Raw genomic sequence first — 12689 nt, 5'->3', positions numbered from 1 at the left:
TGATTTGTGGAGATGACAAATATAGCGACTCAATTTAGCAGTAATGTTTTCAGCAACCCTCAATAACAAAACCTTTTCGGTAGAAAAAACCGATAAAAGCCTCAAAGTCAATGATCAAATCTTGGACTGGGATATTCAATGGATTTCTGACAGAAAAATACACCTGATCAAAGACGGGTGCTCCTTAGATGCTGAGCTAGTTGGAATAGACAAAACAGAAAAAAAGCTGCAAATCAAACTAAATAACAAAATCAGTGAGATCCAGCTTAAAGACCGCTTTGACCGGTTATTGGAGGAGCTTGGTATGACTGATCTCAATCAAAGCAATATTCAGGACATAAAGGCACCTATGCCGGGATTGATTCTGGACCTGAAAGTGGCTCCAGGTGACGAGGTCAAAAAAGGAGATGTGGTGTTGATTTTGGAAGCAATGAAAATGGAAAATATCATCAAAGCGCCTGGTGATGGTGTCGTCAAAGAAGTAAAAGTATCCCTCAAGCAAAGTGTGGAAAAAAATCAAGTCATGATCACCTTTTAGTTTTGATGTAGAAATTGAACTCAATCCTTTTATGCTCAAATTGAAATTTTGACTAGCATTCTGAAAGGAAGAAATTATATTTGTCCGGTTATTTTTGCAATACCAAAACTTGCACTCTTTTGAAAAACGAAAAGGAAATGAAATCGAGCATGACCCAAAGAGACACACAGAGGGATGCCCCGATCGGTCGGGGAATCAATGCGAAATTCTCCCGAATCAAGTACGGGACAGGTAATGGTCTTAAAGAAAAATTAAAAACACATGAAATATAAAAGAATCCTCCTCAAACTCAGTGGAGAAGCGCTGATGGGCGACAAAAGCTACGGAATAGATCCCAACAGACTACAACAGTACACTCAGGAGATCAAGAAAGTAAAAGAAATGGGGGTGGAAATCGCCATTGTGATCGGAGGAGGAAATATTTTCAGAGGAGTACAGGCCGAGAAATCCGGAATCGACCGAGTGCAGGGGGATTACATGGGCATGCTCGCGACATTGATCAATGCCATGGCTTTGCAAAGTGCCTTGGAGCAGGCTGGAATGTTTACCCGGCTGATGTCAGGGATCAAAATCGAATCGGTCTGCGAACCTTTTATCCGAAGAAGAGCGATTCGACATTTGGAAAAAGGAAGAATTGTCATTTTTGGAGCGGGAATTGGTAATCCTTATTTTACCACCGATTCTACTGCAAGCTTAAGGGCGATCGAAGTGGAAGCCGATGTGGTCTTGAAAGGAACCCGTGTAGATGGCGTTTACACCGCAGATCCGGAAAAAGACGAGACTGCCACCAAATACCAAACTATCTCTTTTTCGGAGGTCTATGAAAAAAACCTCAACGTCATGGATATGACGGCTTTTACACTTTGCCAAGAAAACAATCTGCCCATTATCGTTTTTGATATGAATAAGGCCGGCAACTTAAGTAAGCTGGTTGAAGGAGAACAAATCGGAACACTCATCACCTCACTATAAATTTATCATGGAAGAGATCGAATTATACCTAGAAGAGGCAAAAGAAATGATGCAAAAAGCAGTGGATCATACCGCTTCTGAGCTGTTGAAAATCCGTGCGGGCAAGGCCATGCCCAATATGCTGGATGGCATCATGGTTATATATTATGGAACCCCTACTCCTCTCAATCAAGTGTCTTCTGTGACCACCCCGGATGCACGGACTTTGGCGATTCGCCCATTTGAGAAAAACCTGATCGGAGAAATCGAAAAAGCCATCATCAATTCTGATCTGGGGCTAGCTCCGCAAAACAACGGAGAAATGATTATCTTGACCATCCCGACTTTGACTGAAGAGCGCCGGATTACCTTGGTCAAAAATGCGAAAAACGAAACGGAGAACGGAAAAATTTCCATTCGTACCATTCGAAAGGACACCAACGATGCGCTGAAAAAACTGAAAAATGACGGAGTTTCTGAGGATGACATCAAGCGTGCGGAAGACAAGGTCCAAAAACTTACTGATCAATACTCAGCCAAAATCGACGAGTTATTGGTTAAAAAAGAAGCCGATATCATGAAAGTCTAAAGACGAAAAAGCATATTTCAAAGGCCACTTTCCAAACGAGAGTGGCTTTTTTATTTGGATTTTAAAAAGCTAGAAATCTAATCAACTGGTAATGCCTTACAGAATTCCATCCTCTCAATTCCAGAATTTAGCTAAAATCAGGAGCTCAACTTCACATATTTAGCTAAATTTAGGAAGTTAGATTCAAATATTTAGCTAAATTTGTGAAGTTAATGTCATAAATAATGGAAATCACAAGAAAAATCCTATCCCTTATTCAAAAACAGCTCTTTAAGGGAAAGGTCATCATTCTCTATGGCGCAAGGAGAACTGGCAAGACCACGCTAGTCAAAAAACTTTTGGAAGACAATCCGAATGATTCCTCTTATTTAAATTGTGAGTTGCAGGAAAATCAAGACCTTCTATCACACACCAATTCGATCCTTTTAAAGGATTTCATTGGCCAAAAAAAATTAATCATTCTGGACGAATCCCAGCACATTCCGCAAATTGGCTTAATCCTTAAAGTCTTGGTGGATACATTTCCTTCAGTCCAAATTGTCGCAACAGGTTCTTCTAGCTTTGAGCTTTCAAATCAAATCTCTGAGCCCCTAACTGGTAGATCCAGGCAGTTTTTATTGCTCCCTTTTTCCTTGCATGAAATTCATCAGCATTCAGATTTGATTAAGCTCAAAAGCGAACTAACAAACTACCTTCGTTTTGGATTATATCCTCAGGTAGTTATGGAAGAAGGAGAAGATAAAATTGAGGAATTAATAGACATTAGCACAAATTACCTTTATAAAGATATATTCCAGTTTGAGTCAGTTAAAAAGCCAGAAATACTTCAAAAACTCTTGAAAGCATTGGCCATGCAGCTTGGGAGTGAATCTTCACTGAATGAACTAGCCCAAATTGCAGGAACTAATGTACACACGGTCAGTCGCTATTTAGATCTTTTGGAAAAAGCTTTTGTAATTTTCAAGTTACCCGCTTTTAGTAAAAACCTCAGAAAGGAAATTAATAAAAGCCAGAAAATTTACTTTTATGATCTGGGAATTCGAAACGCAATCATCAGGAATTTCAGCACTTTGAATTTGCGGATGGACTTGGGTGGCTTATGGGAAAATTTTTGTGTCAGTGAACGATTAAAGCACAATCAAAACAACAGAAGGTTTGTCAACACTTACTTTTGGAGAACGTATGACCAACAAGAAATAGATTATATCGAAGAAATAGATGGAATGCTTTTCTGTTTTGAATTCAAATACAATCCTAAGTCCAAATCTAAATTCCCAAAGATTTTCAGCCAAACCTATCCCAATTCCAGCTTTAAGGTAATCAGCCCGGATAATTTTTATGAATTAACCGATTTGGAATAGCTCCAACTATGCCTTCCAAACGCATACTTCAGAAAATTAGGACCCCATTTTTAGCTTTGCATGATCAATACTATTTTTCAAAAAGTTAATTCAATCTTCTTATTAAACACCTCCCCGTCCAGTGTCAATCCTTCTATTCGAATTCGCAATTGCCGGACTCCGTAGGGAACTTTAACCAGGACCTTGAAAACACCATCCTCAGTCAGTGCCTCGGGCTCCCAGAAAATGGTTGGTTTTTTCTTTAAGTATTGGTCAGCTGGGGGATTTTTGGGAAATTCCTCGAATTCGGTAAAACCTAAGACATCAAATAGCTGAAAACCTTTGGAATTAAAGTTGCGGCTTCTTTCTTCTCTGATTCTTTCACTACGTTTGGTTTCAAGTATCACTACTCCTGAATACCCTGCCATTCCAAATACCCCCGCGCCGAATGTATAAATTCCTACAGATTTTATTTCTTTAGGAACATAGGAATTAATCATATCCACAAATTCTTGGTTTTCAAGAAAAGGAAACTTGGAACCATCTATAATCAAAAGCGGTGCTCCAGTTCTTTCTCCGTAGCTGTAATTGCCAAATTTTAAACTATTTGAATTAAAACCCATGCGCGTTAAAACTGTCATCATATTTAAACTCATCGCTAACTGATCCTCAGTCATTACCCTATCTGGCTCCCCATATCCATACCAGTCAGATTCTTTCGCAACCTCTTTTTTTGCCTCTTTAACAAACTCCTCCAAAAGGATGTAATCGCCTGCTGCATCGAAGATATCTTCATCAGTCGGAAGAGGTGCTTTCTGGTAGTGCATTCTTGGAAACTCCGAAGGAGGATCCGGTTTTCCCAAGGAGTCCAGTGTGACCGAGCCATAGGGTTTTCGTTTACTGTCCATTGCCGCCACTGCGATCTGGGCAGTATCCTTGAAATATAATCCCGTTGCCCAAAACCTCCCTGACGAATCCGTGTCCACCTGTCCGTAATCCTCCAAGTCTCCCCGAACTATGGTAATGGGATTGATCAGGGGACGGCGTTTTTTGTCCGGAATAAACTGACCCTGAATGGATATCCCGTATTCGACGGGATGGGATAGCTCAGCCCCAACGTCTTCCGGTAGGGCAGTATCCAGCCAGTCCATGGCCTGCTCCAAACTGTTCATTTGGGGGAATTCCCGCACATACTCCGCATCTGTGAGGCTAAGGATAAATTCCCCGTCGATGGGATTGTCAAAACCATCCTTCAGGGCAAGCTCCAAATCCATTAGCCTATAGCTCAGCGAATCCCTGAGGGTATAGGAGGAACTCACCTGAATTTCCCCAAAATATTCCACCGGATCGGGAAGATCTGCTGTGGGAAAATATCCCGGCTCCATTACCACAAAAGGGGTCAAGAATTCATCCAATTGTCCAAAGTTCCGGCTCCAATGGGTATAGGCTCTAAGGGCATAATCCCCCGGCTTCAAATCCTCTGATAAAACCAAGGCTCCGGAAAGCTTCCCCTCTTGGATAGGAAATGTAGCCGATTGGATGACTTCTGCCTTGGAATCCAACAAGTCCACATAGACTACCCGGCTGAGTGAATCTTTCAGGGTAGGTTCATGGTAAAGGATCCGTCCCCCGAGCCAAGCAGTCTCTCCGGGATAAAAATAGGGCTTGCTGGTAGTAATCCATGCCTTTTCCCGTAAGCGGTTCAGTTTGGAAGAAGGATTGTTCAGAATTTCATTTTGTGGCTTTTGGACCAAAAGCTGATCCTCTGGAACAAAGTCCAGCGGCAAGGCCCGGGCTACTCTTTGCCGACTTAGATAGCCTGAGAGCATCAGCTGGGTGGGGTTGATCAGTACCCCTCTGCGATCGATGTCATAAAAGCCCAGAGGGGCTTCGATCCAGCTGAGCGCATGATACACATCTTGATAATACTGGTTGGGCCAAGGCTTATCCAGGTGGTGGATTTCCATTTTTCCGGGTAGAAAGATCCTGAAATTGCCATTTTCCAAAGGTCTTCTCAGCAAAGAGTCCTTACTGACAGCAAGAATGGATTGATCCAATTCTTCATAAAACTCGTTGGTGCGTCTTCTGTCCATCCTTTCCGGCAACACCTGATAAAGTTTAAATGCCACAGAATCCGGCGTATTGAGCAGGATGGACTGATTGAGGCTACGAATAGACCCCTGATAGTTTGCAGCCCTGGCTTCCTCCCAGTCTTGGGATTCCTCAGCATCCTTGGGATTCAGAGGTTCGAAAAATACTTGACCGTAAAACCGGGATCCGTTTCGGATAAGGCGATAATCCTGAAGATAATAATCGATTCGGTACCCCAAGGCGCGGTTGATGATTTTCAGGGGTTCTTGGGCGCTGGCCCTGAGGTAATTTTGTCCCCTTTTCTGTTTTATATTTTCAAATTCCACCACCCAGGGGTTTTGGATTTCAATTTGGTATTTATAAGGGTCATCGGGCACCGCCAAAAAAACTTCCTCAAATCTTCGAAATTCACGTTCCCAGGCTTTGTCGCGTTTAGCTTTGAGCTCTACTTCAGAGAGGCTAGACTCCTGAAAGGCAAGTTCAAAGTCCACCTTTATCTCATTTTTATTTTCAAAGGAAACCGTCTTCACTTCAGTGACATACCCGACAAATGAGGCAACAATTTCGATTTCATTGGGGAAGCTTCCTGTGAGCGTAAACCGACCTTTCTCATCTGAGGCAGCGCCCAGGGTGGTATTGTTGACAAATACATTGGCAAAGGGAAGGGGGAGTCCAGATTCTTTTTCGAAAACCGTTCCCCTGATGGTTTGCGAAGCAAGAATTTTAGCTGAAAACAGAAGTAAGATCAAAAAAAGAATTCTCATCCTTGAGTTTTTACTTAATGGAATTGAATCTACTATTTTTCTTGATAAATACTCATTTCATAGGTCTGATTATTTACTATCCTTTTCAGTGACAGAATTCTAACAACGACTAACTTCCTAATTTATAATAATGGATACCTCGAGAACTCCCCACCTTAATTCACCCTTTGACCGTAGCATTTTCGAATTTTCTTCGGGCTAAATTGAGTACGAGTCGAGGGAAACCCGAAGAATATCCGAATAAAAGCCGTAGAAAACCTAAAGATACCAAGGCTTAGCCATGGCTTTGAAATAGGAATGAATTACTGAATCTGAATAAAGGTCGCCACTCCAAACCGTGCTCCGCCTCTCAGGTATTTTCCATTTTCGAAACCGGCCCCAAATTCCACCCGAAATATCCGAAACAGATTATCCAAGGAATAGCCCAACTCCACATAATGGGGAGAGTTTTCGGTTTTGAGATAATTGAGGAATATATTTTCCCGCAATCCCGAAAACCGCAACATCGGCAATTGAGTCAGGAGGAATTTTCGAAATTGGTAGTGAAAAATCCCTGTCAGATAGGTCGAACTCGTACTGTATCGGTAATAATCCATAAATCGGAAATTGGAAGCTGGACCAAAATTGGAAAAGATCGTCCGATTGCCGCCAAAGTGGGCAAAATCCTGAAAGTACACCCGGTCCTGATTGAGGAAGGTGCCCGCAGTAATATTGAAATCAAACTTGCCGCTCACCCCAAATTTAAAGTCATGCTCGATTCCGAGTTCCACCTGATCAAAATCAGCCGCTTCATCGCTTTGGAAAAAAGAAGGAATAGCCTTGTTATAGGTAGCCTTGATTAGTGGGGAACGATTAGTGATCGGATATTTTCGTCCATTTGAGATTCCATAGCGAATTCCCGGCCTCCATTCTAAAGAGAGATTGAGTTTGGCTATATGATGATTTGCAAAAGCTTCCTGTCCTGCTTCCACATTATCGGGCTGATTAGAGGTATAGCTTCGCTCGGGTTTATTGTACCAGCTGAGGTCCGAGTTATTTTGAAGGGAACGCCGCTCAGCCAGCGTGAAATTCATCCGATAAGTCAGTCCATAATTTACCCGATGATACCAGTAGATTTTGGCAAAATCCTGCTCATAGAGCTTCATGTAATTTTGTCGAAATAGCAAGGAATAAAGCGCATTGACTTGTTCATTGATCGGTTCACCCCCGTTAAATTGCTCGATAAAGCGCCCTCCTTCTACTCCCCAGGTTTTTCCGGAAATGGCCTCCGTAGTTGACCATCTGAAATTCGTTTTTCCATAAAAGCGCTTACTGGCAAATCCATAGCGAAGTTCCGGTTCGATATTGAAACTCCTGCTGAACCTTTCGGTGCTATCGGTTTGGGCTTGATTTGAAAATTTTCGATAGAAAAGCTTCATCCCTACTTTCCATCCCTCCACGGTGTTGAAGGAAAATTTGGTCCAGTTTTGATCAAAACCCAGACTTTTTCCCTTTCCAAAACTATAGCTCGCACCATTCAAAAAATCTAAGGGACGGTATTTTCTTCGGGCTTTTTTGGCCACCGAATCTACCTCACTCATCTTGGCAGCCTCCACTGTAGCCAAGCTATCATCGCGCTGATAGCCTTGGATTTCACTATCTGTAAGTGGAATAGGCCGAATGCTATCCCAGTAACTCAAATCCCGTTTTTTAGCCATAGAATCCACCTTGTAATAGCGCTCCGTGACTACGGCCTCCTCCTGCTTTTCTTCCAAAAGCTCCTTTTCATAGGCATTGATCAGCTTGCGGTATTCCTTCCGGGTTTTAGGCTCCTCAGTGGTGAGTTGCTCCAAGGTAGAAAGCTCCCGAGGCAAGTTGGTTTTTGATTCGGGCACTTCCTCCACTTTTTCATCAATAATATCTGGCGTTTGGATAAGGTCAGGATTTAGTGTGATTTCATAATCATTGGTGGATGCCAGATAGTTGAACTCCCCTTCGAATCCAAAAAATTTACCTCCAAAGCGATAGGTATGGGTAAAGGGCATCCACACATTTTCGGCCACGGGAGCATATTGCTGCTTGGCTTCTATCTGAAATCCCAGATAAGAAGTCTCCAAATCCAAGCTATGAATCGCCCACAGGTCTTCGATGATATAAATATGCCCTTCGAAAACCTGCTCTCCTTTTGAACGGGGAGTCACTCGGATTTTTGACACCAGTACATCTTGGTCAAAAAAGCTGCCTTCGTATCGGAATTTATAGTATTGAAAAGCCATCCTAGAAAGTGGAGAAACAATTTCATTGATTTTATCCTGATAAAAACTTGTTTGAATATACGGTGCCGGTGAAGTGGATTGATTGTCCCCGTTGGTTCGGATGGAGATCACCTCTTCCTCCACCTTATCGGGTTGAGAAAAGGTAATTTTTGAAACGGATTCCGAAGTGTAAGCTTCATTCAACTTTAGTCCTTCCTTTTCCAAGGTTTTTTTCAAAAAGAACGGTGCATCAGTCAATTGTCCTGTGCCTTTAAGATAGACCATCATGGAATAACTATCCAGCTGCCTCCGATGATATTTGGCCTTTGTGATAGCTTTTCGCATAATAGTCAATGCGGGATCCTCCTGTCCTGCTTTCACCTCCACCTGAGATAGGGTGTAAATCTGAGGCTCTAACTGTACATTAAAAGTTACCCATTCATCGGAGACTACCACCGTTTCTATTACCGACTTGTAACCTAGGTATTGAATCAAAACATCATAAATTCCCTTTTCCAATTTGATTTCAAAATCCCCTTCTTCATTCGAAGGAACTCCGTCTCCAAGATTTCTAATATAAACCGAAGCAAAGGCGAGAGCATTTCCCTGATCATCGGTTATTTTTCCTTTGATCCCTTGAGAGAAAGTAGCAGGAATGGACAAAAAGAGCAGGCCACAAACCAAAACAAATTTTAAAAAGGAGATCATAACAATTGAATTTTTCCGAAGATTAGCGATTTGATTCAAATCCCAAAACGGGACCCTCAGATTTAAGATGCTTTAAGAAGACAAAAGGTTGGCTAAAGCCTGAATTAAATAATGAATTTCAATTTTATCGGAAAAAATATTTCAACAAAATATCAGGACTTCTTTAATTTTTTTAAAAATGTGAAAATCAAGCTAAAAGAGAAGAATTTCGAAATCGATTGAATTTTCAAATAATTAATAAAATTGCTTTTTTTTAATTTTTCGTAAATGGAAATCGATTTCCATTAATGTATTGATACCAAAAATAATTATTTATTAACAGTTCATTAAAATATACATTATTCTGTTAATGGACTGTTTTTCAACAATCACTAAAGGCAATTGTTAACAATTGCAAAATTAAAATTAATGCATCACATTAGGTTTGAAATTAAGTACTCATACCTATTTCGCTTTTTAAAAACAAAAAACCCTATGAGAAATTATTTACAACAAGCAAAGACATTGACGCTTGCGATCTTACTCCTTTTTGGAGCGACGCTAGTAGCCAATGCCCAAAGTAGAACCATCACAGGTACAGTCCTGGATGCCTCCTTTGGAGACCCTGTTCCAGGTGCAACAGTCTTGATCAAAGGTACCACCCGAGGTGTACCTACAGACCTTGACGGAAAGTTCACCTTGGAAGTAAGACCGGGAGACGAAGTTCTCGTGGTGTCATTCGTTGGTTACCTTACTCAAGAAATTGAAATCGGCAGCCAAAGTACATTTACCATCAATCTTGAAGAAGATATTCAGAGTCTTCAAGAGGCAGTGGTCATCGGTTACGGTTCACAGGACAAAAAGGAAATCACCTCTGCAGTAGTAGGTGTTTCTCCTGAAGACTTCAACCGAGGTAACGTGTCTAATCCGGCCCAATTGCTACAAGGTAAAGTAGCTGGTCTATCGATCACCCGACCAGGAGGCAATCCAAATGCAGGATTCAACATCCGACTTCGGGGTCTTTCCACTTTCGGAGCCAACTCCTCTCCATTGATCGTATTGGATGGAGTAATCGGTGCATCCTTGGAAAACGTCGATCCTAATGACATTCAATCCATTGATGTATTGAAGGATGGTTCGGCAGCAGCGATCTACGGCGCTAGAGGTTCTTCCGGTGTGATTTTGATCACGACCACCAAGAAAGGAAGTAAAGAAGGTAGAGCTGAAGTTAACATCAATTCCTTTGGGACGATGGACCGTGCGGCTAACTTGATTCCAATCCTTTCTGCAGAAGAATTTGTAGCTAGAGGAGGTCAAGACTTTGGCAGCGATACCGATTGGAGACAAGAATTGATCCGCGATGCCTATTCGTATACGACCAATGCCAGTGTTTCCGGTGGCTTTAACAACACCAATTACTTGGCTTCTGTTAACTACCGTAATAACAACGGTATCGTTAAAGGCTCCTCCAATGAGCGTTTGAATACACGCGTCAACCTATCCCAAGGTGCATTTGACAATAAGTTGAGAATGAACGTCAACCTTTCATTCACTACTGTAGAGTCAAATTCAATTAATGATGCGGCGTTCAGATATGCGACTCTTTACAATCCAACTGCTCCGATCTTCGAAAACACTGAAGATGCCAATGAGCGATTTGGAGGTTATTTCCAAAGAGATCTATTTGATTTCTTCAACCCTGTAGCGATGATCAATCAGCAACAGTTTAGAAATGAAATCAAAACAGCTTTGACCTCTTACCGTGCTGAATACGACATTCTTCCAAATTTGACTGTATCTGCTCAATATTCTGAAGACAGAAGAAATGAACTAATCGGTGGATTCTGGTCAAGACAGGACTTTCAGGTTGGTTTCGGAGCTAGAGGCTCTGCAGAAAGAATCACCAATGACAGAATTCAGCGAATCTTTGAATCTACCATCCGTTATGAATTAGACATCACAGATGGTTTAAATATGGCTTTATTGGGTGGTGCAGGTACACAAACCACCAAAAACCAAGGCTTTGGAGCAAGATCCAGACAGTTCCTTTTTGATACTGGATGGGATAACATAGGAGCAGGTGCGATTCGAGTAGGTAACAATACCGATATGTACTCCTATGCCAATCAAGATCAATTGAACTCCTTATTTGGTAGAGCTAACTTCAATTATAATAATTACCTATTCTTGTCCGCATCTGTCAGAGCGGAGACTTATTCAGGATTCGGACCGGAAAATCAAACCGGTGTATTCCCTGCCTTCTCCATAGGATCTGACTTCACTCAGCTATTTGACATGGGACCTTTTGATCAGTTCAAGCCACGTGTATCTTATGGTGTGACAGGTAACCTTCCTCCATCTCCTACTTTAGCTTTGGGTGTATTTGGCAACGGAAACCGAATTGATTTGGATGGCGATCCTTTGACCACAGATGATGTCTATGTAGGTATCGTACAAAACTCTAACCCTAACCGATTCCTCAAGTGGGAAACCAAGAGAGAATTTAACGTGGGTATTGATTTTGGAATCTGGGATAGCAAAGTAACTGGTAGTATGGACTACTACACCAGAAATATTTCTGACCTACTATTCAACGTGCCAGTGGGTGGTGGACCAAACATCTTTGACCCAGGACGATTCAACACTGTAGGTAGTACTTGGGTAAACTTGGCGGACTTGAGCAATGCAGGTTTTGAATTTGCGGTTGCAGTGAACGGTTTGAACCTTGGGGAAGTGCTATGGACTCCAAGTGGTAACTTTACTATCTATCAGAAAACACAAATTGAAAGTTTGTCCGCTTCAGGAGGACTTGGATTTGATGAGTTGCGTTTTGCACCTCCAGGATCCCCTGGTCAGAACAACAACCCGATTATCTACAACCGAGTAGGACAAACTTTGGGTGATATTTATGGTCCAAGATTATTGGGAATCTCTGAAGGTGGAGAATACATTCTTTCTACTACCAATCCGGATGAATTTGAAAGATTAGGAAACGGTCTTCCAAAAGGTGAGTTTGGTTTTGCCAACAACTTTGCTTGGAGACAATTCACCTTAAACTTCTTCTTAAGAGGAGCTTGGGGACATGATCTCTACAACTCCTACAGAGGATTCTATGAGAATGCTGATGGTGCTTCCACCACATGGAATTCTGTAGTAACTGAAAAAACACCTACGAATCCATCTATCACTTCAACTCCAACCTTCAACAGTTCGTATGTAGAAGATGCGACCTTTATCCGATTGGATAACATGGAAGTAGGGTATAATTTCAAAACCAATTCGCCAAGTATTGGTTCTTTTAGAGTGTACTTTGCTGCACAGAACTTATTCACCATTACCAACTACACAGGTATCGATCCTGAAGTGAGAGTGAATGATTCTGAAAATGATGACGGATTTACTACTTCTTTATCTCCAGGTATTGAAAGAAGAAATACGTATTTCCAAACTCGTTCCTTCACATTGGGACTTTCTTTAAACTTTAAATAATCAATC

At 41.6% G+C, this 12689-nt stretch carries 7 protein-coding genes; 5 read left to right on the top strand and 2 right to left on the bottom strand.

Annotated elements, in window-relative coordinates:
• Positions 1-43 precede the first annotated feature (43 nt).
• The 4 genes from BLQ57_RS03920 to BLQ57_RS03900 all read left to right on the top strand — a co-directional run bounded on the left by BLQ57_RS03920 (position 44) and on the right by BLQ57_RS03900 (position 3439).
• Entirely contained in the window at positions 44-538 is a 495-nt protein-coding gene (locus tag BLQ57_RS03920) for an acyl-CoA carboxylase biotin carboxyl carrier protein subunit (protein WP_087938050.1), read from the top strand.
• 261 nt (positions 539-799) lie between these two features.
• Positions 800-1510, top strand: coding sequence for a UMP kinase (gene pyrH, locus BLQ57_RS03910; protein WP_087938052.1), 711 nt, complete (start codon positions 800-802; stop codon positions 1508-1510).
• A 7-nt stretch (positions 1511-1517) separates the two neighbouring features.
• Complete coding sequence (gene frr / locus BLQ57_RS03905; RefSeq protein ID WP_087938053.1) at positions 1518-2078, top strand: ribosome recycling factor; 561 nt, start codon at positions 1518-1520, stop codon at positions 2076-2078.
• A 224-nt stretch (positions 2079-2302) separates the two neighbouring features.
• Positions 2303-3439 carry an ATP-binding protein gene (locus BLQ57_RS03900; RefSeq protein ID WP_087938054.1) on the top strand — a complete coding sequence of 379 codons (1137 nt, stop codon included), beginning with the start codon at positions 2303-2305 and terminating at the stop codon, positions 3437-3439.
• A 77-nt stretch (positions 3440-3516) separates the two neighbouring features.
• Here the strand turns inward: BLQ57_RS03900 and BLQ57_RS03895 are convergent, their stop codons facing one another.
• Positions 3517-6273: a carboxypeptidase-like regulatory domain-containing protein gene (locus BLQ57_RS03895; protein ID WP_087938055.1), complete on the bottom strand. Its 2757-nt coding sequence runs from the start codon at positions 6271-6273 to the stop codon at positions 3517-3519.
• A 302-nt stretch (positions 6274-6575) separates the two neighbouring features.
• Entirely contained in the window at positions 6576-9215 is a 2640-nt protein-coding gene (locus tag BLQ57_RS03890) for a DUF5686 and carboxypeptidase regulatory-like domain-containing protein (protein ID WP_087938105.1), read from the bottom strand.
• 474 nt (positions 9216-9689) lie between these two features.
• On the opposite strand from BLQ57_RS03890, the gene BLQ57_RS03885 reads away from it, so the two are divergent.
• Complete coding sequence (locus BLQ57_RS03885; protein ID WP_087938056.1) at positions 9690-12683, top strand: SusC/RagA family TonB-linked outer membrane protein; 2994 nt, start codon at positions 9690-9692, stop codon at positions 12681-12683.
• The last annotated feature ends 6 nt before the right edge of the window (positions 12684-12689 follow it).

Origin of the sequence: Algoriphagus faecimaris, from assembly GCF_900101705.1 — a bacterium.
Classification (GTDB): domain Bacteria; phylum Bacteroidota; class Bacteroidia; order Cytophagales; family Cyclobacteriaceae; genus Algoriphagus; species Algoriphagus faecimaris.
The sequence above is the reverse complement of the archived record's forward strand: the minus strand, read 5'-3'. Positions and strand labels throughout refer to the sequence as shown.

Bases quoted from the DNA above. Each gene is read 5' to 3' on its own strand.
- BLQ57_RS03920 (WP_087938050.1), top strand. From the start codon at position 44: ATGTTTTCAGCAACCCTCAATAACAAAACCTTTTCGGTAGAAAAAACC.
- BLQ57_RS03890 (WP_087938105.1), bottom strand. From the start codon at position 9,215: ATGATCTCCTTTTTAAAATTTGTTTTGGTTTGTGGCCTGCTCTTTTTG.
- BLQ57_RS03900 (WP_087938054.1), top strand. From the start codon at position 2,303: ATGGAAATCACAAGAAAAATCCTATCCCTTATTCAAAAACAGCTCTTT.
- BLQ57_RS03885 (WP_087938056.1), top strand. From the start codon at position 9,690: ATGAGAAATTATTTACAACAAGCAAAGACATTGACGCTTGCGATCTTA.
- BLQ57_RS03895 (WP_087938055.1), bottom strand. From the start codon at position 6,273: ATGAGAATTCTTTTTTTGATCTTACTTCTGTTTTCAGCTAAAATTCTT.
- frr (WP_087938053.1), top strand. From the start codon at position 1,518: ATGGAAGAGATCGAATTATACCTAGAAGAGGCAAAAGAAATGATGCAA.
- pyrH (WP_087938052.1), top strand. From the start codon at position 800: ATGAAATATAAAAGAATCCTCCTCAAACTCAGTGGAGAAGCGCTGATG.